This window comes from Flavobacterium circumlabens (genome assembly GCF_004345565.1).
GTDB classification, from domain to species: Bacteria; Bacteroidota; Bacteroidia; order Flavobacteriales; family Flavobacteriaceae; genus Flavobacterium; species Flavobacterium circumlabens.
In genome coordinates this window covers 900431-925162 of record NZ_SLWA01000001.1, presented here as the reverse complement: position 1 = coordinate 925162, position 24732 = coordinate 900431, and the positions used below count along the sequence as shown (strand labels likewise).

Genomic DNA, 24732 nt, shown 5'->3' with positions numbered 1-24732 from the left:
AAACTCTTTAATCTTAATTGTATTAATTCTCCACTTTTACGATAGCCATTTTCCCGTTATATGGCTTTTTACCTTTAGCTCCTAATGCTTCCTGAGCCTCAGATAATCCATCGAATTTATCGTAATAGATGTAATATTTACTTGTCGTTACATTATAGAAGAAATTAATATTCGTAACACCCGCAGCAACTGCCTTAGTTAAGAACTCATCTCTCTTTTCAACACTGCTGTGTACCGCAACAATCAAATAGTAACCACTTTCAGAATTTTTAATATTCTTGATAATCTGCATATTTGACTGGTCTTCACCAAAATCAAAATCACTTGCCGTTAAAGGTGTACTACTTGGTTTAGTCGTTTCCTTAATACGTTTAAGAGCAGCTATATCCTGTGCATATCTTCCCTGATCATTTTCGTATGCTGCCTGCTTGATTCTACGTCTTTTCTCTATTTCAGTTTCTGCTTTAATACGCTCTAAATTGGCAAGTAAAGCTGCACCATCTTCTTCCATTTTAAGCTGAGCCGCTTTCAACTGATTTATTTTCTCCAGATAAGCTTTGTTTAAAGCATCATTTTTATTTGGTACTTTTTTAAGTCTTTCGTTATATAAATTAGTCAGTTTCGCAATCTCATCTTTTTGAATTTTATTGGCTTCGGCCATCTGTAATTTTAAAGCTTCAATCTGACTGTTTTCAGCAGCTACACTTTTGAACGGTTTTGGTTCTTTATAAATACCTTTATCACTTAAGTCGTTCTCTTCTTTTAAATCATCCAGGTCTTTTTGTTTGTTTGCTACTGTTGCTTTAAACTGCGCCAATAAATCATTTTGCGCTTTTCCTGATGCATCTAGTGATTGTGCCAGATTATCGATTGCTTTTGCTGTATCATCTTTAGCTAATGAAGCAGTTCTTGCAAGAGCATCTGCATCGGCTTTTGCTTTGGCATCGGCTAATAATTTTGCTTCACGTGCTTCCTCTGCTAATCGTAATTGTTCTGTTTCTTGTTCCGCTTTTAATTTTTCATTTGCTTCTGCATCTGCTTTCGCTCTTGCATCTGCTAATAACTTAGCCTGCTCAGCTTCCATATTCGCTTTGGCTTTAGAATCAGCTGCTAGTTTTGCTTGTAAAGCTTCTGCGTCTGCTTTCGCTTTGGCATCTGCTGCTAACTTAGCTTGTAAGGCTTCTGCATCAGCTTTGGCTTTAGCATCAGCAGCTAGTTTTGCTTGTAAAGCTTCTCCATCAGCTTTTGCTTTGGCATCGGCTGCTAGTTTCGCTTGTAAGGCTTCTGCATCCGCTTTCGCTTTGGCATCGGCTGCTAACTTAGCTTGTAACGCTTCTCCATCAGCTTTCGCTTTGGCATCTGCTGCTAGTTTTGCTTGTAAGGCTTCTGCATCCGCTTTCGCTTTGGCATCGGCTGCTAACTTAGCTTGTAGCGCTTCTCCATCAGCTTTCGCTTTGGCATCGGCTGCTAGTTTTGCTTGTAATGCTTCTGCATCTGCTTTCGCTTTGGCATCGGCTGCTAGTTTTGCTTGTAATGCTTCTGCATCTGCTTTCGCTTTGGGTAAGGCTTCTGCGTCTGCTTTCGCTTTGGCATCGGCTGCTAGTTTTGCTTGTATAGCTTCTGCATCTGCTTTCGCTTTGGCATCAGCTGCTAGTTTTGCTTGTAAGGCTTCTGCGTCGGCTTTTGCTTTGGCATCGGCTGCTAGTTTTGCTTGTAAGGCTTCTGCATCCGCTTTCGCTTTGGCATCGGCTGCTAATTTCGCTTGTATAGCTTCTGCATCCGCTTTCGCTTTGGCATCCGCTGCTAGTTTTGCCTGGCGCTCTTCCTCTGCTACTTGTAATTTTTGAGCTTCAGCTTCTGCTTGTCTTTTTGCAGTTGCTTCCGCATCCGCTTTTACTCTTGCGTCAGCAATTAATTTTGCTTGTAAGGCTTCCATATCAGCTTTTGCTTTGGCATCGGCTGCTAATTTTGCTTGTATCGCTTCTGCATCGGCTTTCGCTTTGGCATCGGCTGCTAATTTCGCTTGTAAGGCTTCTGCATCGGCTTTCGCTTTAGCATCGGCTGCTAATTTCGCTTGTAGTGCTTCTGCGTCGGCTTTCGCTTTGGCGTCTGCTGCTAATTTCGCTTGTAAGGCTTCTGCATCCGCTGCTAATTTCGCTTGTAGTGCTTCTGCGTCGGCTTTCGCTTTGGCATCGGCTGCTAATTTCGCTTGTAAGGCTTCTGCATCGGCTTTCGCTTTGGCATCCGCTGCTAATTTCGCTTGTAGTGCTTCTGCGTCGGCTTTTGTTTTGGCTTCCGCTGCTAATCTCGCTTTTAAAGCTTCTGCATCGGCTTTTGCTTTGGCATCGGCAACTAATTTTGCCTGTAGCGCTTCTGCATCCGCTTTCGCTTTGGCATCTGCTGCTAATTTCGCTTGTAGTGCTTCTGCGTCGGCTTTTGTTTTGGCTTCTGCAGCTAATCTTGCCTGTAAAGCTTCTGCATCGGCTTTCGCTTTGGCATCGGCAACTAATTTTGCCTGTAGTGCTTCTGCATCCGCTTTCGCTTTGGCATCCGCTGCTAATTTGGCTTGTATTGCTTCTGCGTCGGCTTTTGTTTTGGCTTCCGCAGCTAATCTTGCTTGTAAAGCTTCTGCATCGGCTTTTGCCTTAGCATCGGCCGCTAATTTTATTTTCAGTGCTTCTGCATCCGCTTTTGCTTTTGCATCGGCTGCAAGTCTTGCTTGTCTTGCTTCTGCGTCTGCTTTCGTTTTGGCATCAGCAGCAAGTTTCTCTTTCAGGGCTGCATCCTCTGCTGCTTTAGCTTTCGCATCCGCTGCAAGTTTTGCCTTATTTGCTGCATCAATACTTGTTTTTGTTTTTGTGGTAGCAGCAGCTTTTGCTTTCGTTTCTGCAGCAATTCGGGCCTGAAGTGCATCAGAATCAGCTTTCGCTTTCGCATCTGCGGCTAAGATCGACTGTAAATCGGCAGCTTCAGCTTTCGCTTTCGCATCGGCTTTGCGTTTCGCCTCTGCAGCATCAGCTTTCGTTTTAGCATCTGCGGCGAGTTTTATTTTCAACGCTTCTGCATCGGCTTTCGCTTTTGTATCCGCAGCAAGTCTTGCTTTTGCAGCAGCTTCCGCATCGGCTTTCGCTTTATCAGCAGCCAATTGTGCTGGTGTTTTTTGCGGCTCAGCAGGTGTTGCTGTTTTTGGTTTTGCTGTACCTTCAGCATCGGCTTTTGCTCTCGCAGCTGCTAATCTCGCTTTCGCAGCAGCTTCTGCATCGGCTTTCGCTTTATCTGCAGCTAATTGTGCTTGTGTTTTTGGAGTTGTAGCAGGTTTGGCTGTAGTTTTACTTTCAGCTAATTTTATTCTCGCAGCAGCCTGAGCATCAGCTTTCGCTTTTGCATCTGCAGCCAGTCTTATTTTTAAGGCTTCGGCATCTGCTTTAGCTTTTGCATCTGCTTCTAATCTTGCTCTTGCCGCGGCTTCGGCGTCAGCCTTCACTTTTTCGGCGGCTGCAAGTCTTGCTTGTTGTGCTTCTGCATCGGCTTTTGCCTTGGCATCAGCAGCCAGCTTTGCTTTTTCAGCTCCGCTAACTCTCGTAACGGGAGCAGCAGCAGTCGTCTTTTTAGCTATTACCGGTTTTGCTTTAGCAGGATCCATTAGGGAACCTTCTTCGTCATCACCATAATAGTAATTTTTATTCTTGAATTTGTAAGCAATAGCGAATTCATGAGAACCTCCTAAATTAGAGAAATTACCCATTCCTCTTTCATAGTTGTATTCAATAGCAATGCTTGGTGAGATATTAACACCAAGTCCGGCTGAAACTCCATATAAGGTATTGTATCCGGCCTGTGCCCAAACGCCTTTTGGAATTGCAACCATAGCCAATCCCGAAATAACGGTTTTGTCTTGTTTGATTTCTGTTTTAACGATTCCGGAGAATTTACTCCTGTCGAAAAAACCGTAAGAATCTATATAACCCGTGTACATAGCATGCAATTCGATAGCTCTTTCGGGATCTTCTTTTACTACTCCTGAACCAAAATTGTAAAGGATTAAATTATTTACAGACAATCCGAAATCAAGGAAAGCAGTACCGTAATTAATACCCGGATTTACTGTAAGCAAAGTGTTTCCCGGATAGTCAACATTCAAACTTGCATCATCCGATATGATTTTACCCTTATCCAGACTGCTTTTGTAAGCGCCCACATTCAGACCAAAAGTCAAATTACTGTCCTCCTGTAAAACGATATTATGAGCAAAGTTAGCGACTCCGCCAAACACCGTCATTAAGCCGTAATTCTGTTGAAATAGTCCGAAAGCAAAAGCTTCATTCTCTCTGAAACGCCCTGAATAACCGAACAAATAGCTATTGGGTGCATTTTCAAACTGAGTCCATTGTCTTTTATTATAAAAACTTATATATGCATTTTGTTCGCGTACGAAACTAAATGTTGGATTGATTAGATATCTATTAAACTTTAATGAATTTCTGATAGGTAACGAAAACGAAACAACTCCATCCTCAGGAACTTCCTGTGAATAGAGTACATTTGAAAAACCGTAAAATAAAGTTATGAATAGTAAAATTTTCTTCATATTATTTTATCACAGTGATTGATCCTTTTTTTTCACCTGTGTCGGATTGAATGACATAGTAATATACTGGATTAACATTTTTAAAATCTTTTATAAACGTATTAAGTTCGGGATCGTAATTACTTCCAACATCGTCAAACATCACTTCTCCGTTTGAACTTAATATGATAACTTTTGTACTTGCCGTTTTGTAAATATCCGGGATATTCCAATACGGATTTTTAAGACTTACTATGTTTGGAATTACTGATGTAACAGCATCCAGTTCAGAAGTAATTCTAAACGAAAATTCTTTGGTAGAGGTACAACCCGAAGAAACCGAAACTTTTGCTCTGTAGCTTCCTCTTACCGCTACTAAATAAGTTGCTGAAGTCGCACCCTGAATAATATTGTTATTTAAATACCATTCGTATGTAGGGTTTGTGGCATCTGTTGTAATCGAAACGCTCAAGGTCTCCCCGTCTTTAAGTTCATATTGATCTGCAACGTCAATACTTGCCGTAAAGCTGGTGCTTTCCAAATCTATACTTCCTGTAGCTATACATCCGCCAAAATCTACGGCAACACTGTAAACTCCGGATTCATTTGCATTTATACTACGGGTTGTTGCTCCTGGAATAAGGACATTATCCTTTTTCCAAACATAGCTGTTTCCAGCTGTAGCGGTCAATACAGTTCCAACTCCGTCAGCACAAAAAGGATTGCCTAAACTTGAAGTGATCGTTACTGAAGAACCTGCACCGGAAGAAGTTAGCACAACACGGTTTGAATAAGAAAGAGAAGTACAGCTTCCGTAATTCGTTTCGACATAATATGTACCTGCCGCAGTAGCTGTATAATTAGGCCCTGAATTACCCGCCATAAGCGTTGGTGGTGTTGTAGCACCATTATCCTTGTACCAGTTATACGATAAAGAAGGATATTTTAAGGGTGAATCATTTTCCGGATTTGTAGAATCAGGATCTATAGACAATACATAACTACCCCCTGAACAGAAAGTAGCGGAGCCATTAAAATTATTAATGGTGTATTGTTTATCGTGTATTTTATAATAAATAGGGAATAACTTTTTGGCTGTTGAAGAGAAAAATGTAGGGCTTACATATCCTCCTGAACTTTTCACTCTTAAGGCATAAGTATCCGATCCCACAATGTTTGGTGGAATCGAAAAAGTGATGGTCTGTTTATCCGGTGCATCATCTACAGGCGTTCCTGTAACAGGCGTAGGTGTAGTAAAACTTCCTGTTTTATCTGAAAGTTCAACCACAAATGTAGTACCCGCCGGGAAGCTGCTGTAGGTAAATGTAGCCTTGTACGTCTGACTGGTAATACCGGCACAAATTCTGTCGAAAGCAAGAATTTCAGGTGTTACTTTTTGGGCGTATAAACTAGATCCAGCAAATAAAAAAATGCCAAATAAAAGAAAAAATTTGGTAAAAGTTAGAGTAGTTTTTTGAATCATATAGTACGTTTTCGGGCTAAGTCTATATTTTCAAAAAACAAAATATCAATAAATGTCTCTGAAAAATCGTATTTATAGTTCTCAATTATGTCTTTTGCAAGAACTGAATAAGAACCTGTAATGGCTGATTCATCGCATTTAGAAGTGGTCTGACAATCTGAATCAGTTGCCATAGTAAGGCTATCCTTGGGGATGGATAGCCCTGCTATAAACTGATTAGAATTATCTAATTCGCCGATACGTACATCAGCTATATCATTCTTTTGGTTCAGGGTACACGAAGTCGATTTACAAGGAGTTGTAACAGAAAAAACAGGCTTTTCTATTGTACTTTGTGCATATAGACTTAATGTTACCGGCGAAACCAAAAATATTATACTAATAAAATATTTTTTTATCGTTGGTGTCATTCTGTTTTGATCTTTATTTGTCCGGTTTAAGACGAATACATAAATTGTGTCTGGGGACTTTATTAATAAAATTTACGCTCTGAAATAAAAATCTAAGTCTATCTATCTGTTTCCGCTAGAAGCTGTAATTTTTCCTAATTGTAATCTGAAATCTGGTTTCTTAGGATTGAAAATATCAATGAATGTTTCCTTGTTATCACTTTGAGAATAAACGTTAAAGAAAACGCTGTTTCCATACCAGCTCTCTAAATCTTCATTGTTTGAATTGTATTCTGTAAAGATATTTCCGTTACATAGGTTGAAATACATTTCTTCAAATTTGATTTTTTTAAGACTGGCATCGTTGATTTCTGTTTTGCTGTCTAATAATACAGCAGGATTGAAACCTGAGATAACGCTGCGTTTCATTTCAAGTGAAGCAGTTTCTGCAATGTAAATAGCTTCTTTTACCAAACCTGACTGAATATCAGCTTTAATGTTTTCGCTATCGTTAAGCATTGTAATATTAGAAGCAACAACTAAAGTAGTTTTTTTAGTAAAGTCTGTTTCGTTTTTCTTTTCGTATGTTTTTACTTCCAGACAACGAGATCCGTCTTTGTTACTTGATAAGTAAGAAGATCTTACAGCCAATGAGTTATACAAACGACATTGAACTCCCTGAGTGAATTTAAAATCATCGTTGATAGATTTATAAGACACTAATTTCGTAGCATTTAAATCTCCGCCAAAGAAAGCAAATGAGTCACCTCCGGAATAACTAACCATTACGTTTTCAAGTATTGTTTTGTTTCCAACACCTGCAACAGTTAATCCGTTGAATGATTCCATTCCTTTTACTTTTTTACCTGCAAATTCAATTCTTACGAATCTAAGGATTCCTGAATTACCTGCAACATTATCACCACCATAAGTAGTTAATGTAGGATCAAGATCAAGGTTATAAGAACCAACATTTCCAAATTTATTAATTGGAGCATCACCAAGAATCACAACTCCTCCCCAGTCTCCTGCTTTTTTCAGGCTACGGTTTGAAGTGAATACGATTGGGTCAGTCTCTAAACCGTCTGCAATAATTTGTGCACCTTTTGTAACTACCAATGTTCCTTTAGTTTCGAAATCACCAATAATTAGTGTTCCAGGCTCAATAGTTAAAACTGCATTGTTAGTAACATAAACGTTTCCTTGCAAAACATAAATATTCCTTTTCATCAATTTAGTATTAACAGAAATATTTCCTGCTAAAATTTGATTTGCTTCTCCATAGTCTACTTTGTTAGGCTTAAATTCCGTCCAGTTATTTAGCCAATTGTTGTAGCCCATGATTCCTTTCTCTTGTTGAGCACTCATACTGGCTACTGTCAAAAAGATGCAGATGATTTGAGTAATTTTTTTCATGACAAGGTGTATTAGGTTAATAATAAATTTGGGATGCATATGCGTAATATGATAAAAACTCATCCCGAATTTTCTGATTGTATACAGAAGCTCCGGGAACGAGTTGCTATTTTTAATCTTTTCTAAAATCAAATACACTTACGTAAAGAGTTCAGAAAAGGTTTTAAAATATTTTTTTAAATTACATTTCGTTCAATTCGTTGAACTCGTGTAATGATTTCAATGTGCTTTCGTAAAATAAAATAGCTGCGATAAGGTTTCCTTTATCAGAGTATGGCATCATCTTTCTTTGGAATTCTACTGTAGTATCCAAAAATGTAGATGTTCCAACTGCCTGAGCATCTAACACTTTCTTGTGCTCACTGTCGTCCGGAATACCTAAGTCTGCCATAGTAACGCCTGGTTTGGTAACCAAAGCGATGTAAGGGAGAGTTTTAACTAATACTTTAATGCGCTCAATGTACAGTTCCAAAAGTTCACCTTTCTGCATACCGCTCAATTCTTTTTGATCGTGGTATTTACGAATAAGTGCTGTTGTACTAATAATACTTCTTGGAGCGTTTTTAGCCTGTGCAGACGCTGCTGCAGTTGTCAAGATAAAAAATAAACTAAAAAAAATAATTTTCCCTTTCATAAATTCTATTTAAAATTGGTTGTTGATGAAAACAAAAATATATAAATTATGTTAAATCGCAACTTTAATGTTTTTTTTTTTGAAAAAATGAGTTTCAGATTACCGTAAAAAAAGGTCATATAACGAGAAAATATGCCTTTTGCCGAGTTTTTTGTTAATTTTGTTAAAATTTTTTCTTGTAAGAAACGGACTAATTTAACAGGGCCTTTACGCATTATTGTAGATAAAAAAAAGACATGTTTTCAATAATTTTGTAAAAACTATTAACAAAAAAGTCTTAATATCTCATCAAAGGCGACTCAGTATTACCAAAACATGACGGAAAAAAAATAAACATTTTGCCAAAAAATTAGTTTTTTGAAATAAAAAACGGGTTCATAATTAATCTTTATTCCGAAAATTTTTGACTACATCATTTTCTTCTATCTTTGCTTCATGCAATTTTCTCAAATTTTAGGTCAGGATTACATCAAAAGTCACTTGATAAAAAGTGCATCTTCCGGAAGGATTCCGCACGCACAATTATTTGTCGGACCAGAAGGAAGTGGCACATTATCAACTGCTATTGCCTACGCTCAATATATTTTGTGCAGCAATACAGGCGATGAAAACTCAAACGGAAATGATTCCTGCAATCTCAAGTTCCAAAACATTTCGCATCCCGATCTTCATTTCATTTATCCTACGGTAACCACCGAAGATGTAAAGACAAAACCAAAAAGTCTGGATTTCATTCAGGACTGGAGAACATTTATTCAGGAAATGCCTTACGGAGGTTTATTCGACTGGTATAAAGTACTGGGGGTTCAGAATAAACAAGGTGAAATCAGGGTCGAAGATGCCCAGGAAGTTTTAAAATCACTTTCGTTAAAATCCTATGAAGGCGGTTACAAAATTATGATTATCTGGATGGCGGATAAAATGAACATCGCCGCATCCAATAAATTGTTAAAACTGCTGGAAGAACCATCAGACAAAACAATTTTTATTCTGATCTCTGAAAATGAAGAAGATATAATTCAAACCATACGTTCCCGTTGCCAGGTGATTCATTTTAATGGCTTACCTGAGAAAGTAATTGCAGAAGCTTTGGTATCCCAGGAGAATATCGATCGGAATATAGCTTTAAAGATTGCACATCAGGCACAGGGAAACTTTAACAAAGCTCTTTCCCTTTTAAAAGAAGATGATTCCGAATATCCTTTTGAACAATGGTTTGTCAATTGGGTTCGTGCGGCATTTCGGGCAAAAGGAAATGCAGCAGCCATTCAGGATTTAATTTCCTGGAGCGAAGAAATTGCTTCACTTGGCCGAGAAAGCCAGAAAAAATTCATTCAGTATTGTATTGAAATGTTCCGACAGGCATTGCTATTAAATTATGAGGCACCGAGTCTTGTTTATATTGAACCGAAAGTAGATAAATTTAAACTCGAAAATTTTGCACCTTTTGTAAACGGAAATAATATACACGACATTTTTAAGGAACTTTCAGAGGCAATGTATCATATTGAAAGAAACGGAAATGCAAAAATAATTTTGACAGATTTATCCATAAAACTCACACGTTTAATTCATAAAAAATAATTAGTAATGAATAATGTTGCTTCAATTTTACTGTTGCTTTTTTTGGCCCTGACTTTTTTACAGTCAGGCTATGAGAAAATATTTTACTGGAAGGATAATGTCTCCTGGCTTAAAGAACACTTTGCCAAAACAGCTTTAAAAAATCAGGTTCCGCTTGCTCTTTTACACCTTTTAATTTTAGAATTAATTTCGGGAATTTTATGTGTTGTTGGTGCAATACAATTGCTTACCGACAGCGGTCGTGAATTTGGCTTTTACGGCGCCATTTTTTCCTGTATTTGTTTGTTAATGATGCTTTTCGGTCAACGATTGGCCAAAGATTATGATGGTGCAAGAACCATTGTTATCTATTTTATTCCGGCCGTCATGGCAGTTTATTGGTTGAATTAAAATAATAGGCCACAGATTTCGCAGAATAAATGATTAAAAATCTGTGGCAACAAAAAATGTTCGCTTTAGCGAATAGCAAAAATAAATTTTATATTAAAAAAATGAATCCAAAACATCCTGCAGAGTCCCTTACTATTTTAACAGATTTAGTTTTACCGAGCGAAACAAATCCATTGAATAATCTTTTTGGTGGTGAATTATTAGCGAGAATGGATCGCGCAGCAAGTATCGCAGCCAGAAGACATTCCCGCCGAATAGTGGTTACGGCTTCTGTGAATCACGTCGCTTTCAACAGAGCCATTTCTTTAGGAAGTGTGGTTACTGTTGAAGCCAAAGTATCACGATCTTTCAAAAGTTCTATGGAAGTTTTTATAGATGTCTGGGTAGAAGACCGCGAATCCGGAAACAGAACCAAAGCCAACGAAGCTATTTATACATTCGTTGCTGTTGATGATACCGGAAGACCTGTTGAAGTTCCTGCAATTGAGCCGGAAACTGAACTGGAAAAACAACGTTTTGATGCCGCTTTGCGTCGTAAACAATTGAGTTTGCTACTGGCCGGGAAAATAAAACCTTCTGAAGCTACAGAATTAAAGGCTTTGTTTTTATAGTGAAAATTGTGACAATTTGGAACAATTTGAGATAGCGAAACTTCAAAAAAAAGAAGTATTTTTACAAAATTACAAGCCCATACAAATCTAAATCAGGAAGTTATTATTTTCTGATTTGTTTTTGAAGAGAGAAAAAGAAAAATTTTAGATGAAAGAAAAAGAAAAAGAAAAAGAAAAGATGAGTTCAGAGAAAGAGGCCAAATTAAAAGCGTTACAACTTACGCTTGACAAACTAGATAAAACGTACGGAAAAGGAACTGTAATGAAAATGGGCGATAAAGCCATCGTTGAAGTTGAAACGATTTCTTCAGGTTCTCTCGGTGTTGATTTAGCGCTTGGAGTAAATGGTTACCCAAGAGGAAGAATCATTGAAATATACGGACCGGAATCCTCTGGTAAAACCACCCTTACACTACATGCAATTGCCGAAGCTCAAAAAGCGGGCGGAATTGCTGCCTTTATAGATGCTGAACATGCCTTTGACAGAAACTATGCTGAAAAATTAGGCGTAGACATTGAAAACCTGATCATTTCGCAACCGGATAATGGTGAGCAGGCTTTAGAAATTGCAGAAAACCTGATCCGTTCAGGAGCAATTGACATTGTTGTAATTGACTCGGTAGCAGCTTTAACTCCAAAAAGTGAAATTGAAGGTGAAATGGGAGATTCTAAAATGGGTCTTCATGCACGTTTAATGTCTCAGGCTTTAAGAAAACTAACGGGAACAATCAGTAAAACAAATTGTACTGTTTTCTTTATCAATCAGTTGAGAGAGAAAATCGGTGTTATGTTCGGAAATCCTGAAACCACAACCGGTGGTAACGCTTTGAAATTCTACGCTTCTGTACGTTTAGATATTCGTCGTTCTTCTCAAATTAAAGACGGGGAAAACGTAATCGGAAACAGAACGAAAGTAAAAGTCGTTAAAAACAAAGTAGCTCCGCCTTTTAAAACGGCCGAATTCGACATTATGTACGGAGAAGGAGTTTCTAAAACAGGTGAAATTTTAGATTTAGCGGTTGAATTTGAAATCGTTAAGAAAGCAGGATCATGGTTCAGCTACGGAGATACCAAATTAGGACAAGGTCGTGATGCCGTAAAATCTTTAATTAAAGATAATCCGGAATTAGCGGATGAATTAGAAGTTAAAATTAAAGCGCATATCAAAGAATTAGCTAACGCTTAAAATATTGAAAATCTGAATATTACAGATTTATAAATTACCAACCCGACAGGTTTTAAAACTTGTCGGGTTTTTTTATTCCAAAAATTATAAAAAAACTTTAATTATTCACGCAACCTTTTCCGGTTTGCACACTCTATATAAATGTGATGCCAGCATTACAACGGTCAAAAATCTAAAATATCAATCGTAAATATTTTTATTATGAAAGAAAAAATAGAATTGTTGTGGCATAAAAATAGCAAAATAACCAGAAAAAAGTTTAAAAAAGTATTACGCTTTATAGCAGTTAAAATAATTCACCGTTAGATTTTGAATATAAAAGGGGTTTTAAATTCAAAAGAAAACCCGGCACGATTCATACTCAGTGCCGGGTTTAATATTTATGTGCTTTTTTAAATCTTGTCTTTCTTTTTAAATTCAAGTAATCCTTTATAAATCAATTGCCTAACCTGATCTCTCAGCTCTTTCCTGTTTTCGCTCGTAAGTCCCTCAGTTTCTACAAATGGCAATATTCTTCCCCTCATTTTTCCGGGACTGCCACTTAAAAAAGTATACGAAAACCGTTCTTTATTATCAGTAAAAACAATGGGAACAATTGGAATCTGATGGTCAATGGCCAGCCTGAAAGCACCGTCTTTAAATTCATCCAACAAAATTGTTTCGTCATCCGGAACTCCGCCTTCCGGAAAAATACAAATACTTAATCCCTGATTCAGACGGTCTTGTGCCCGTTTGAAAACCTCGTTTTTACTTCTGGACGAATTTCTGTCCACCAGAATACAAGTCCTTTTATAGAAAAAACCAAACAAGGGAATCTTCGAAAGCTCTTTTTTCCCAACAAAAACAAACGGATTTTTAATTACCGCCAGCATTAACATAATATCAGTCATTGAAGTATGATTGGCAACAATCATGTAACTTTTGTGCTTTTCAAGCTTTTGCTCCCGCTTGATTTTATAATAAAATCCCATTCCAAAAAGAATGAATTTTGCCCATATCCGCGCCATTTTAAAAAAGTACGGATAACCACTTTCGGTTATAATAGATGCCAGTAAAAACGGCAGCATAATCAATATCGGAATGGCCATTAAAATGTAAAACCAAATGCGCCAGATGATCCAAAAAACAATTTTTATTCCTTTCATGGTTTCAAAAGTAAGAAAACAGAAATGAATTTAGAATTTTAGGTCGTTAGATTTTCAGAATATTCGATTTTATTATAAACAAGCCTTTGATTTCTAAGAAGTTTTCAAAAACTTGATAATATTTACAAAGAAAAAAATAAACCTTGCGAACTTTGCGAAAAACTTTGCGAACTTTGCGGTTCAAGAATACGAAAAAAACTAGAATGGCAAAAATACTTACTGGTGTTCAGAGTACTGGAACGCCACACTTAGGCAACTTATTGGGAGCAATTATTCCTGCAATCGAATTATCAAATAATCCGGCAAATGAATCGTTTTTGTTTATTGCTGATTTACATTCCATTACACAAATAAAAGATGGCCAAACATTAAGAGAAAATACCAATAGTACTGCTGCTGCTTGGCTTGCCTGTGGTTTAAATCCGGAGAAAGTAACTTTTTACAGACAGTCTGACGTAACTCAGACAGCAGAATTAACCTGGTATCTAAGCTGTTTTTTTCCGTTTCAACGTTTGACTTTAGCGCATTCTTTCAAAGACAAAGCAGATCGTTTAGACGATGTAAATGCAGGGCTTTTCACCTATCCGATGTTAATGGCGGCAGACATTCTGTTGTATGATGCCGAATTTGTTCCGGTTGGAAAAGACCAGTTGCAGCATTTAGAAATAACACGTGATGTGGCTTCCCGTTTCAATCATCAGATGGGAGAAACTTTTGTAATTCCGGAAGCTAAAATTCAGGAAGACAGTATGTTGATTCCCGGAACAAACGGTGGAAAAATGAGCAAATCTGCCAATAATATCATCAATATTTTCCTGGATGACAAAACGCTTCGCAAGCAGGTAATGAGTATCGAAACAGACAGCACACCACTGGAAGAACCAAAAAATCCGGATACTTGTAACGCTTTTGCAATCTATTCGCTTTTGGCAACTGAAGCCCAAATTGCCGAAATGAGAGCCAATTACTTAGGTGGAAATTACGGTTACGGTCACGCTAAACAAGCTTTGTTTGAACTGATTACGGAAAAATTCAAAACCGAAAGAGAAAAATACAATTACTACATCAACAACCTGGATGAAATAGATGCCTTACTGAAAAAAGGAGCTGAAAAAGCAGCCAGTGTAGCCAATCCTGTTTTACAGAAAGTTCGTGAAAAACTTGGATTTGGAAAATAGATTTTTTAAACCCGACAGGTTCTTGTAACCTGTCGGGTTTAAAATTTATATCAGATCGCTTCAAACAGCTTCCCGGGCAATGGCCGAATTACTCCCTTAAGCTCCATCTGTATTAGGATTCCTGAAATTTTATATATTGGAAAATCACATTGAAGAGCAATAGTATCCAGTAATTCTTTACCGTTTTTTAATAGAAAATCATAAATTTTTTGTTCCTCAGCTTCCAGTTCCACGAACAACTGTTTCTGAACTGTTTTTACTTTACTTTCAATATCCCAGTTGAGCATATAAACCAAATCGGCAGCACAGGTAAGCATGTTTGCTTTTTGGCTTTTAATCAGATTATTACAACCCATACTGTACACATCCGTATTTCGTCCCGGAACTGCAAAAACATCCCGGTTGTAGTCGTTTGCTATGTTTGCTGTGATTAGTGAGCCACCTCTGTCGGCAGATTCAATAACGATTGTAGCCTCCGAAATTCCGGCAACAATGCGGTTTCTGCGAACAAAATTTTCCCTGTCCGGATTAGAAGAACTCCAAAACTCGGTAATAAAACCGCCATTTTCTTCCATTTTGGCAATATATTTTTTGTGCGTTTTGGGATAGATCTGGTTTAAACCGTGCGCCAAAACTCCAATAGTCTGCAGGTTATTTTCCAAAGCCAGCTGATGCGCCACAATATCAACACCATACGCAAATCCACTTACAATTATGGGATCCAACGGTGCCAAATCTTCTATAAATGATCTGCAGAATTCTGTCCCGTATGAAGTAATCTGGCGAGTCCCGACAATACTGATTATTTTTCTGTTCTTTAAATTAATATTTCCGGCAGAAAAAATTAAAACAGGTGAATCAAAACAATGTTTTAGGCGCTCCGGATAATCCGCATCCTGAAAAAAAGAAACATTTACAGGATTCGCTTTTATGAATTCCAGTTCTTTATTCGCTTTTTCAAAGACCGTTTTATCTTTCATGTTTTTCAATAAAGCAGAACCTACTCCATCAATAGCGGCAATCTGATTGAATTTGGTTTTGAAAATCGTTTCCGCATTCCCAAAATGAGCCAATAATTTTTTAGCGATTATATCTCCAACTCCATCCACTTTAAGTAAGGCTAATAGGTAAAATAATTCCTGATCTGACATTGATTAAAAATATTATGTAAAATAGACTAAGATAAAAATCCGATTCGAAGCAGCAAATATCATTAAAATAAAGTAATTTCTTAATAAAAAATAGTGTTAATGCTCTAAATATTTCCTTACACGGGCAATACACACAATTAACTGTTTGAAAATTAATTATCTATAAAATAAAGCGAATTGTTAATAAAAATTGTGAATAAAATTTTGATAACTATATTCATTACATAACTTTGTTACCATGAAAATCGAAACTTACATCTCGCAATTATTATATCGTTATCAATGTGTAACGGTTCCCGGCTTTGGAGCATTTTTAACCGAAATTCACTCGGCCAAGCTTAATGAAAGCACCAATTCGTTTTTTCCCCCAAAGAAAACTATCGCATTCAACAGTCTGTTAAAAAACAATGACGGATTATTGGCCAATCATATTGCCCAGTCTGAAAACACTTCTTACGGTTTTGCCGTTAGTGCAATTGCGCATGAGGTTATGAATTGGAAAAAAGTATTAGAAGAATACGGCGTTTTAAGTTTTAAAAACATTGGTGATATTCGTTTAAACTCGGATATGAACATGGTTTTTACTCCAAACGATCAGACCAACTATCTTTCAACTTCTTTCGGATTAGGTCCGTTTGTTTCTCCTTTGGTTAAAAGAGAAATATTCGAGAAAAAACTGGAGGAAATTCAGGAAAGAGAAACTATAACTTTACCCGAAGCTGAAGAACAAGTACGATCTTCAAGGCCTTATTTACGATATGCTGCCATTTTTGTTTTAGGTTTGGGAATAACCGGAAGTATCGGATATCCGTTGTACCAAAATCAAATCGCAAACCAAACACTGGTTGTGGAAGGTGCTGTTCAGAAAAAAGTACAGAACAAGATTCAGGAAGCTACATTTTTTATACAAAATCCGTTACCTGCAGTAACGCTTTCTGTAGACTCTGTTAAAACGGAAGCTACTGAAATAAAAACGATGCCTTACCACATTATGGCCGGTGCATTCAGAAGTGAACAAAATGCCCGAAAAGCGTATAATCAACTGATCAAAGATGGTTACAATGCAAGAATGCTGGGTGAAAACAAACATGGTTTATTTCCTGTTTTATACGGAAGTTATCCAACAATGGCTGAAGCAGAAAAAGCTCAAAAAGAAATTCAAAAAGGAGAAAATCCGGATGCCTGGATTTTAGTCGAAGCATTATAAAATTCCTTTTACTACTTACTTATTAAATCCTCTTTTCAAAAAATGAAAAGAGGATTTTTTTATCTACTTATAATACAGTCTTATAAGATTAATGCAACCTTTATACCATTTCACGTGGAAACCTGTTTATAGTAAAAACGCTGTTAAAATTTTATGATAAATTCCTTTAAGCTAAAAATGAAATTGAAAACTCAAAAAGAGCCATTATAGCGTGTTATTTTAAAGTATACAACGTAGAAGCCATGTTTTCTTTAAAAACAGCTTTACACGACGAAAAACAGCCTTAAATCACTTTTTTTATTTCAAAACCAATTTAGCATTTTGCGTCAGGATTTCTTTTCCATCCTGATAGATGGTCAGAGTGGCCGGAGGTGAATCTGATGTTCCTATCAGGATAATGGCACATTCATAAGTGAAATTTCCTTTTTTGAATTCATAATGATGATTTCCACCACTTCCGTCAGAAATATCTTTTCCGTTAGTAATCACTAAATCAGGGGTATCACTCATCAATTTTTTTATTGACCATGAAGCATACCTGAAATTATCATTTCCAAGATCGTCAATTCTAATTCTGAATTTGCTCGTTTCCAAAATACAAACCGAGGCTTTAAAAGTTGCAATGGCTGGATTTAATTTTCCTTTTTCGCTGGCAATCAGCTTATTTTTTTGATTCTTTTCAGCTTGTGACTGATAATTTATGGTGATCACTTTGCCATCCGTATCCATCCAGATATCGCCTTGCAAAAGCATAATACCACGCCAGCCCATTTCAGTCCAGTCTTTTGCGGGATTCGATTTTATAATTTTGTTTTTTAATGTCGCATCAAAAATCTGATCGTATCTTTTTATAAAATCGGCTTTGTTTTTAACAGACGGGATTGGATAATCTCTTCCAAGCGGAAAGGAAATAAAAGCCGCAACACCAGCTTTGTTATTGCTTTTCACATTAGTCATAAAACTTTTGACAAACTTTTGATATTCCGGTTTTAAATCCTGACTAAAAATCGTGTGATTGCAAAAAATCAAAAATATTAGATAAATACTATTTTTTCTCATAGCTGAATATTTTTTTACTTATTTATAAATCTGATAGTTAACGAAATATAAAAGTACTTAATTTATACTTGCCTTAAACATTTTAAGCTCATCCCAGGTAAACTCATCCCCATGTTTTTCTTTCAGACCGTTCAGTGATTCTTCCTGATAAAATTCAAAAGCTTCCCTTAAAGCCAGTATTTTATCATACGGCAGCACATCAGCAATTTCGACTTTTTTAGCCTGAATCAATTTAATCAAATGCGTTTCAACGGTTTGCACCGTTAGCTTTCTCATTCTCGCAATATCCTGAACAGAATTTTTTTCAATCCACAAATCGTACGTCTCCTCGACGGTCGTTTTTTTGACTGCTTTTGGTTCGTTTTTGTCCAGTTTTTTGGCCGTATATCGAACAACCGGCTCATCCGGTTTAAAAATATCGGTATTGCTCATTTGAAACTCTTCACGAATCTTTTCGAGCTTATTTGATTTGAAATTTTTAATGGCAGGAGACGTTAATTTTTCTTTACAGATCGTTTCTCCGGCAACCACAATTTCAATTAATAATTTGGCTTTCATCAGACGTAAAACGGCTTTTGTTTGCAGATCATCCAGAAAAGCCAGTTCCTCGTAAAATTCCTTTACTTTTTTAAACTTCTGAATTTCAGCCATTTTCTGCAAAAGATCCGTAACCAGTTTGTCCATTGGTTTAAAGAAATACACATAGGCCGCCTCTACCCTTTCCTGAACAAAATACAAATCAACCGTTTCAGTATTGAATATTTTGTTGAGCTGATTGATGAATTTTTGCGAAGGATCAGAAAGCTGCTCAATGATTTCCAGGCGTTTGTGCGCCCACATGGCATGTTTGGCTTTTTCTGAAGCAGCTGCGTTTTCGTTATAACTAAAACGATGGTTTCTCCATTCCTGCGTTAAATCTGTCCAGTTAAAACTGTTAATCAAATAGTTATGAATAAAATTCTTTGTTTCGAAATGCAGGGATTTTTCTAAAATATCATCTGTAGCTTTATTCAAAGCGTAATCCATCACATCCTGATCATTAGAAATTCCGTTCATCTGCATCGGAGAAAGCAAAATAAGGCCGTTTAAGGACCTTAATCGCGATAAAGCAACATATGCCTGCCCGGGAAGAAAAACCTGCGATACGTCAAGCGCAGCTTTGTCAAAAGTTAGTCCCTGGCTTTTATGTACAGTAATCGCCCAGGCCAGTTTAAGCGGATAATGGGCAAAAGTGCCCAGAACTTCCTCTTCTATCTCTTTTGTTAGTTCATTGACTTTATATCGAATGTTTTTCCACTCATATTTCTCTACTTCGATTGTTTTATTCTCTTCCGGGAAGTAAACAAAAATTTCTTCGGGTGAAAGTGACTTGATGATGCCCATTTTTCCATTAAAATAGCGTTTTTCAAAAGACAAATCGTTTTTAACAAACATCACCTGCGCTCCCACCTTCAGTTTCAGGTTTTCTTCCACAGGAAAAATTTTCTCCGGAAAATCACTTACGATAAAAGGCTGATATGAATATTCCCTTCCGGCCAAATCATTAATGGACTGCTCGTTAATAGAATCTGCTTTGGCATTGTGCGTGGTTAAAGTGATATAACCTTCATAATTTTTTAAATCGAAATCGGGTTTCACATATTGGTTCAGAAACTGGATATCCTGTGCTGAAATCTGATTATTCCTCAGATTATTCAAAACCGAAATAAAATCATCATCGGTTTGGCGATAAATCTTCGATAATTCAATATACAAGGGCGGATTTTGCTGGATTACATGGGAATGAAAAAAGAATTTTCCTTTGTAATAATTTCGCAGTGTTCTCCATTCTTCATCACGGATTACAGGCGGTAATTGCAATAAATCACCAATAAAAAGGACCTGAACACCACCAAAAGCCTGCGAATTTCTGCGAACAGTCTGCATCATAAAGTCAATGGCATCCAGCAAATCCGCGCGAAGCATACTTACTTCATCAATAATGAGCAATTCCATGTTTTTGATGACATTTCGCTTGACATTATTCATTTTAAAATGCCTGCGCAGTGTTTCCTTATTTTCGAATTTTACGGTTTCTGTAAACTGCGAATTTGCTTCATAAGACGGAATAAAAGCGGAAAAAGGCAGCTGAAACATAGAGTGAATGGTCACTCCGCCGGCGTTTAGCGCCGCAATTCCCGTAGGTGCCACAACAACAGTATTTTTGTGGGTAGTCGCAATGATTTCTCGCAAAAGTGTCGTTTTCCCTGTACCCGCTTTACCGGTAAGAAATATAGACTTTTGCGTCTGATTGATAAATTGTAAAGTATAAGCAGCAGCTTCTGTAACGTTTTGCATTTGGGCTTGTATTGAAAAACTAAAAGTATCGTATTTTTATAAAAGAAAAAACCTAAATCTGAGATAGATTTAGGTTTTTAAAATTTAGTTCGTTTGGTCGATTATTTCTTAGCCTCTTCACCTTCTTTAGCGGGAGCTTTTTCTTCTGTTTTTGGAGCCGCTTTGTACTTATCGTTCAAAGCTTTAATGATATCTTTTGTAATATCATATTTCTCTTCAGCATACAATACTGTTGCAGCATCACCAGTTCCGTAGATATAAGAGTAACCGTTTTTCTTACCGTATTCTTTGATAAATTTCTTCACTCCGCTTACAAGAGAATCCATTTCAACTCCGCTTTCCTGTTGCAATTGTTGAGACAAAGCTTGTTGAGCGTAACCCAATTGTTGCTCTCTTTTTTGCAACTCAGCACCTCTTTGTTGAGCCCATGCCTGACCATTTGCTTGTGCCTGACTTTGAAAACTAGCAGCGTCTTGTTTAAAACGAGTAATTTCAGCTTGTAGTTGTCTTCCTTTTTCTTCTGCCTGACCTTTGTATTTTGCTTCCAGATCTTTTGCCTCAGTGTACTCTTTCATTAAAACAGAAGTATCAACGTAAGCCGTTTTTACTTCTTTAACTTCTGCTGTTTTACCACATGAAACAACGAAAATTGAAACTGCGATAATTACTAATGCTTTTTTCATTTTTTTTAATTTCTATTTTTTTAATGTTGAAGACAAAAATATAAAAAAATAAATAGCATCAACATAAAGTTTAAAAAATGCTCCTTTTTTCTTGTATCAATTTTTGTTATCGAACTTAAGATATTTATAATTTACTGTTATTAATAATGGATTTATTAGCTTAATTTTAAGCGATTTTTTAAAAAAAGACATATTCAGAGTCCTCTATAATGCAAAACCTCGCTTAAATGCGCTAAAAATAAGTTTTAACTGTTTTTTAGCACGTAAATGTGCGAAGAATATTCTAATGTTCGTTTGGCTTTCAGATTTGACCTTAAGCCAACAAAAAATGCACTAATGTAATTCATTTTTCCGGTTTTATATTTTTCGGATAATAAGCTCACATAAAAAGAATCAAATTTCATCGGAAGGACTTTTTCCAGGTTCATATCAACTTTTGCAAAAAGAGACTGAATCGCTTTTTTCGAAAAATGCCAAAAGTGAATGGGCACATCATAGGCTGCCCAAAATTCCTTATAATATTTTGCGTCGTACGATTTGAAGTTTGGAACCGCAACAATTAATGTTCCAGTTGGTTTTAATAAACGCTTCAATTCCTGAATCTGCAATTCTAAATTTGGAACGTGTTCCAAAACGTGCCACATGGTAATGACGTCAAAAGAATTATTTTCGAGGACACTAATTTCTTCCACAAATGAAATCCCTTTTTTAATTGCAATTTCTTTTGCTCTTTCGCTCGGCTCTACTCCAACCGTTTCCCAACCATCATTTTTTGCGGTCAGTAAAAAATCTCCAGTTCCGGCTCCAATGTCTAAAATTTTACCTTTTTGAGATTGTTCCGAATTAATTAAATCCAGTTTATTTTTCAATGCTATATTTTTTACAAAATGATAGGCCTTTTCAAATACCGAACGTTTGTTGTCTGTGTGCGAAATATAATCTTCGCTTTCGTAATATCTTCCTAAATTTTCTAAATCGGGTTGCGGAGATGTAATCAGCATGTCCAGATTTTCATCATGATACAATTCGAAAGTTTCTTTAGAAACCGAGTGATCTTTTACAGTAAGAAAATGTTTTTTATTTAAAACGTCCATTTTTTAATTATAGGTATTTTGGTTTAATTTCACAGCAAACCCTAAAAATGAAATTTCACTTTTAGGGCCTCTTCCTTTATATTTTTTTATCGTTTCCAATTTATTTTGACAGCAGACATTTTCTCATTTTCAATTCTGGTTTCTTTGCAAACTACAAATCCATTTTTGCTATAAAACAACAGCGGAGATTTATACTGCTCTTGATTTTGCTTCACATCATTTTCATGATCAATAACCCAACCATTCAAACTGTCTTTGTTCTTTTTTAATTGATTAATAAGAAGCGAACCTTTTCCTTTTCCCTGAACATCCTGATTTAAAATTATAGCAAACCAGTCTTCATCATTTCTTAAAAACGTGAATGCCCAACCTTTTATTTTATCTTCACCATCGATTAACAAATAATGATTCTTATCAGACAGAGCGTCCAGATACGAATCAAAATCATCCATTGTCTGATAATTTAATTGTTCCGGATATTCATTATTCCAAAGTTGCAATAACACTTCTTTATCCTGCAATGATAAAACTTCTTTCTCAATTATCTTCATGAGTAGATGATAAAAAATAATTACTTATTTCAGAATCTTTACAAATAGTTTCACGTGGAACAATTTTTAGTCTCGGTTTACAGTCTCCGTTTGCCGCTGTATGTGAACTGAGACTGCGACTGTAAACTAAAAAACTACCTTCCCATATAGATTAACAAGACAGAAATATCACTTGGAGAAACACCACTAATTCTTGAAGCTTGCGAAATGGTAACAGGACGGATTTTACTTAGTTTCTGTTTTGCTTCAATAGACATCGATTTGATTTTATTGTAATCGAAATTTTCCGGGATTTTCACTTCTTCAAGTCTTGTCAACTTGTCTGCGTTATTTCTTTCCTTTTCTATGTAGCCGGAATATTTCACCTGAATTTCGGCTTGCTCTAAAATTTCCTGATCCAGATCGTTCTCCGTTATGTAAGCTGCTACTTTCTCAAACTTCATGATATCTTCCAAGTCAATCTGAGGACGAGAGAAAACCTTAAACATTTTATCCCCTTGCGTAATCAGCGCGGTATCTTTAGATTCTAAAATCGGATTTGCCTCTCCAACAGAAACACTTGTTTCTTTGAAAAAGGCAACCATTTTTTCAGACTCATTTAATTTATGTTCCATTCTGCGTAAACGTTTTTCAGAAGCCAAACCAATTTCATGTGACATTGGCGTTAATCTGAAATCGGCATTATCCTGACGCAACAATGTTCTGTACTCTGCACGAGAGGTAAACATTCGATACGGTTCTTCTGTTCCTTTCGTAATTAAGTCGTCTATTAAAACTCCGATGTATGCTTCATCACGTTTCAAAATCAACGGCGCTTTTTCATGCACTTTTAAATGCGCATTAATTCCCGCCATCAATCCTTGCGATGCAGCTTCTTCATATCCTGTCGTTCCATTTATTTGTCCGGCAAAATACAAACCTTCCACCAGTTTTGTTTCCAAAGTATGTTTCAATTGTGTTGGTGGAAAATAGTCATATTCGATCGCATAACCCGGACGAAAAAACTTCACCTTCTCAAAACCGGCTACAGAACGCAATGCTTTAAATTGAATATCTTCGGGCAGTGAAGTTGAAAATCCGTTTACGTAAACCTCACAGGTATTCCATCCTTCCGGTTCTACAAATAATTGGTGGCGCTCTTTATCAGCAAAGCGATTTATTTTATCTTCTATCGATGGGCAATATCTTGGACCGATACTTTTGATACGTCCGTTGAACATTGGCGAACGATCAAAACCCGATCTCAAAATATCATGAACATCCAAAGACGTGTACGTCATGTGACAAGATCTCTGGTGAACCAAAGGTGACGTCACATCTGAGTATGAAAACTTATCCGGTTTCGCATCTCCTTTTTCTTCGTTCATTTTAGAATAATCCAAAGAGCGTCCATCAACACGTGGCGGAGTTCCTGTTTTCATTCTTCCGGATTCAAAACCCACAGCAACCAAATCTTCCGTGATCCCATACGCAGCACTCTCACCTGCTCTTCCTCCTCCGAATTGTTTATCTCCAATATGAATCAAACCATTTAAAAAAGTTCCATTTGTAAGGACTACCGACTTAGAACGGATTTCAATTCCAAGCGAAGTTTTGATTCCCTTTATTTTTCCGTTTTCGATAATCAAACCTTTTACCATCTCCTGGTAAAAATCAAGATCGGGAGTTCCCTCCAGCATCATTCTCCATTCTTCAGCAAAACGCATTCGGTCACTTTGAACTCTTGGCGACCACATCGCAGGCCCTTTCGATTTGTTCAACATTTTGAACTGGATAGCAGTTTTATCTGAAACAATTCCGGAGTATCCTCCAAGTGCATCAATCTCCCGAACTATCTGTCCTTTCGCAATTCCACCCATCGCAGGATTGCAGGACATCTGTGCAATGTTTTGCAAACTCATTGTTACCAATAAAGTTTTTGATCCTAAATTTGCGGCCGCTGCCGCGGCTTCAGAACCAGCATGGCCAGCACCCACCACAATAACATCGTATTCTTCTAAAAACATTTTGTTTTACTATTCTCTGAAAACCGGTTAAGTTGGTTCTCAGAATTAACTTTATAAACTT

Annotated in this window: 19 protein-coding genes; 6 read left to right on the top strand and 13 right to left on the bottom strand. The window is 36.8% G+C overall.

Annotation, left to right across the window (positions count from 1 at the left end; all coding sequences use genetic code 11):
• Positions 1-22: 22 nt before the first annotated feature.
• The 5 genes from EV142_RS03925 to EV142_RS03905 form a co-directional block, all read right to left on the bottom strand.
• Positions 23-4588, bottom strand: coding sequence for a PorP/SprF family type IX secretion system membrane protein (locus tag EV142_RS03925; RefSeq protein ID WP_132032892.1), 4566 nt, complete (start codon positions 4586-4588; stop codon positions 23-25).
• Between the two features lies 1 nt (position 4589).
• On the bottom strand, positions 4590-6050 hold the full coding sequence (gene sprC / locus EV142_RS03920) for a gliding motility protein SprC (protein ID WP_132032890.1): 1461 nt from the start codon (positions 6048-6050) through the stop codon (positions 4590-4592).
• On the bottom strand, positions 6047-6460 hold the full coding sequence (locus tag EV142_RS03915) for a hypothetical protein (protein ID WP_132032888.1): 414 nt from the start codon (positions 6458-6460) through the stop codon (positions 6047-6049). The genes sprC and EV142_RS03915 overlap by 4 nt, the downstream gene beginning before the upstream one ends.
• Before the next feature lie 102 nt (positions 6461-6562).
• Positions 6563-7855: a hypothetical protein gene (locus EV142_RS03910; protein ID WP_132032886.1), complete on the bottom strand. Its 1293-nt coding sequence runs from the start codon at positions 7853-7855 to the stop codon at positions 6563-6565.
• Positions 7856-8036: 181 nt separating this feature from the next.
• Complete coding sequence (locus tag EV142_RS03905) at positions 8037-8489, bottom strand: hypothetical protein (protein ID WP_127338039.1); 453 nt, start codon at positions 8487-8489, stop codon at positions 8037-8039.
• Between the two features lie 435 nt (positions 8490-8924).
• On the opposite strand from EV142_RS03905, the gene EV142_RS03900 reads away from it, so the two are divergent.
• The 4 genes from EV142_RS03900 (at position 8925) to recA (ending at position 12260) form a co-directional block, all read left to right on the top strand.
• Entirely contained in the window at positions 8925-10073 is a 1149-nt protein-coding gene (locus EV142_RS03900) for a DNA polymerase III subunit (protein WP_132032885.1), read from the top strand.
• A 6-nt stretch (positions 10074-10079) separates the two neighbouring features.
• Complete coding sequence (locus tag EV142_RS03895) at positions 10080-10463, top strand: DoxX family protein (protein ID WP_127338041.1); 384 nt, start codon at positions 10080-10082, stop codon at positions 10461-10463.
• A gap of 101 nt (positions 10464-10564) precedes the next feature.
• Positions 10565-11074: an acyl-CoA thioesterase gene (locus EV142_RS03890; RefSeq protein ID WP_127338285.1), complete on the top strand. Its 510-nt coding sequence runs from the start codon at positions 10565-10567 to the stop codon at positions 11072-11074.
• A 178-nt stretch (positions 11075-11252) separates the two neighbouring features.
• The gene (recA, locus tag EV142_RS03885; protein ID WP_132033195.1) at positions 11253-12260 is read left to right on the top strand and encodes a recombinase RecA; all 1008 of its coding nucleotides are present in this window, start codon (positions 11253-11255) and stop codon (positions 12258-12260) included.
• A 392-nt stretch (positions 12261-12652) separates the two neighbouring features.
• Here recA and EV142_RS03880 read toward each other — a convergent pair whose 3' ends face one another.
• A complete protein-coding gene (locus tag EV142_RS03880) occupies positions 12653-13405 on the bottom strand; it encodes a lysophospholipid acyltransferase family protein (protein WP_132032883.1) in 753 nt (250 codons plus the stop codon).
• 203 nt (positions 13406-13608) lie between these two features.
• Between EV142_RS03880 and trpS the strand changes: the two genes are divergently transcribed.
• Positions 13609-14583, top strand: coding sequence for a tryptophan--tRNA ligase (trpS, locus tag EV142_RS03875; RefSeq protein WP_132032881.1), 975 nt, complete (start codon positions 13609-13611; stop codon positions 14581-14583).
• A 50-nt stretch (positions 14584-14633) separates the two neighbouring features.
• Here trpS and dprA read toward each other — a convergent pair whose 3' ends face one another.
• Positions 14634-15734, bottom strand: coding sequence for a DNA-processing protein DprA (dprA, locus tag EV142_RS03870; protein WP_132032879.1), 1101 nt, complete (start codon positions 15732-15734; stop codon positions 14634-14636).
• A 238-nt stretch (positions 15735-15972) separates the two neighbouring features.
• Here dprA and EV142_RS03865 point away from each other — a divergent pair, with 238 nt between their 5' ends.
• Positions 15973-16941: an HU domain-containing protein gene (locus EV142_RS03865; protein WP_132032877.1), complete on the top strand. Its 969-nt coding sequence runs from the start codon at positions 15973-15975 to the stop codon at positions 16939-16941.
• 297 nt (positions 16942-17238) lie between these two features.
• On the opposite strand, the gene EV142_RS03860 is transcribed toward EV142_RS03865, so the two are convergent.
• The 6 genes from EV142_RS03860 to mnmG form a co-directional block, all read right to left on the bottom strand.
• Positions 17239-18000: a hypothetical protein gene (locus tag EV142_RS03860; RefSeq protein WP_132032875.1), complete on the bottom strand. Its 762-nt coding sequence runs from the start codon at positions 17998-18000 to the stop codon at positions 17239-17241.
• Positions 18001-18057: 57 nt separating this feature from the next.
• Positions 18058-20337: a helix-turn-helix domain-containing protein gene (locus tag EV142_RS03855; protein ID WP_132032873.1), complete on the bottom strand. Its 2280-nt coding sequence runs from the start codon at positions 20335-20337 to the stop codon at positions 18058-18060.
• 101 nt (positions 20338-20438) lie between these two features.
• Entirely contained in the window at positions 20439-21020 is a 582-nt protein-coding gene (locus EV142_RS03850; RefSeq protein ID WP_132032871.1) for an OmpH family outer membrane protein, read from the bottom strand.
• Between the two features lie 245 nt (positions 21021-21265).
• Positions 21266-22114 carry a class I SAM-dependent methyltransferase gene (locus EV142_RS03845; protein ID WP_132032869.1) on the bottom strand — a complete coding sequence of 283 codons (849 nt, stop codon included), beginning with the start codon at positions 22112-22114 and terminating at the stop codon, positions 21266-21268.
• An 86-nt stretch (positions 22115-22200) separates the two neighbouring features.
• Positions 22201-22665, bottom strand: coding sequence for a GNAT family N-acetyltransferase (locus tag EV142_RS03840; RefSeq protein WP_132032867.1), 465 nt, complete (start codon positions 22663-22665; stop codon positions 22201-22203).
• Positions 22666-22799: 134 nt separating this feature from the next.
• Entirely contained in the window at positions 22800-24671 is a 1872-nt protein-coding gene (gene mnmG / locus EV142_RS03835; RefSeq protein ID WP_132032865.1) for a tRNA uridine-5-carboxymethylaminomethyl(34) synthesis enzyme MnmG, read from the bottom strand.
• Positions 24672-24732: the final 61 nt, after the last annotated feature.

What these genes read in the sequence shown, in the direction of transcription:
- mnmG (WP_132032865.1), bottom strand. Translation starts at nt 24,671, where the DNA reads ATGTTTTTAGAAGAATACGATGTTATTGTGGTGGGTGCTGGCCATGCT.
- EV142_RS03840 (WP_132032867.1), bottom strand. Translation starts at nt 22,665, where the DNA reads ATGAAGATAATTGAGAAAGAAGTTTTATCATTGCAGGATAAAGAAGTG.
- EV142_RS03910 (WP_132032886.1), bottom strand. Translation starts at nt 7,855, where the DNA reads ATGAAAAAAATTACTCAAATCATCTGCATCTTTTTGACAGTAGCCAGT.
- EV142_RS03905 (WP_127338039.1), bottom strand. Translation starts at nt 8,489, where the DNA reads ATGAAAGGGAAAATTATTTTTTTTAGTTTATTTTTTATCTTGACAACT.
- recA (WP_132033195.1), top strand. Translation starts at nt 11,253, where the DNA reads ATGAGTTCAGAGAAAGAGGCCAAATTAAAAGCGTTACAACTTACGCTT.
- sprC (WP_132032890.1), bottom strand. Translation starts at nt 6,050, where the DNA reads ATGATTCAAAAAACTACTCTAACTTTTACCAAATTTTTTCTTTTATTT.
- EV142_RS03915 (WP_132032888.1), bottom strand. Translation starts at nt 6,460, where the DNA reads ATGACACCAACGATAAAAAAATATTTTATTAGTATAATATTTTTGGTT.
- EV142_RS03890 (WP_127338285.1), top strand. Translation starts at nt 10,565, where the DNA reads ATGAATCCAAAACATCCTGCAGAGTCCCTTACTATTTTAACAGATTTA.
- EV142_RS03925 (WP_132032892.1), bottom strand. Translation starts at nt 4,588, where the DNA reads ATGAAGAAAATTTTACTATTCATAACTTTATTTTACGGTTTTTCAAAT.
- EV142_RS03895 (WP_127338041.1), top strand. Translation starts at nt 10,080, where the DNA reads ATGAATAATGTTGCTTCAATTTTACTGTTGCTTTTTTTGGCCCTGACT.
- EV142_RS03900 (WP_132032885.1), top strand. Translation starts at nt 8,925, where the DNA reads ATGCAATTTTCTCAAATTTTAGGTCAGGATTACATCAAAAGTCACTTG.
- EV142_RS03845 (WP_132032869.1), bottom strand. Translation starts at nt 22,114, where the DNA reads ATGGACGTTTTAAATAAAAAACATTTTCTTACTGTAAAAGATCACTCG.
- EV142_RS03860 (WP_132032875.1), bottom strand. Translation starts at nt 18,000, where the DNA reads ATGAGAAAAAATAGTATTTATCTAATATTTTTGATTTTTTGCAATCAC.
- EV142_RS03850 (WP_132032871.1), bottom strand. Translation starts at nt 21,020, where the DNA reads ATGAAAAAAGCATTAGTAATTATCGCAGTTTCAATTTTCGTTGTTTCA.
- EV142_RS03855 (WP_132032873.1), bottom strand. Translation starts at nt 20,337, where the DNA reads ATGCAAAACGTTACAGAAGCTGCTGCTTATACTTTACAATTTATCAAT.
- dprA (WP_132032879.1), bottom strand. Translation starts at nt 15,734, where the DNA reads ATGTCAGATCAGGAATTATTTTACCTATTAGCCTTACTTAAAGTGGAT.
- trpS (WP_132032881.1), top strand. Translation starts at nt 13,609, where the DNA reads ATGGCAAAAATACTTACTGGTGTTCAGAGTACTGGAACGCCACACTTA.
- EV142_RS03880 (WP_132032883.1), bottom strand. Translation starts at nt 13,405, where the DNA reads ATGAAAGGAATAAAAATTGTTTTTTGGATCATCTGGCGCATTTGGTTT.
- EV142_RS03865 (WP_132032877.1), top strand. Translation starts at nt 15,973, where the DNA reads ATGAAAATCGAAACTTACATCTCGCAATTATTATATCGTTATCAATGT.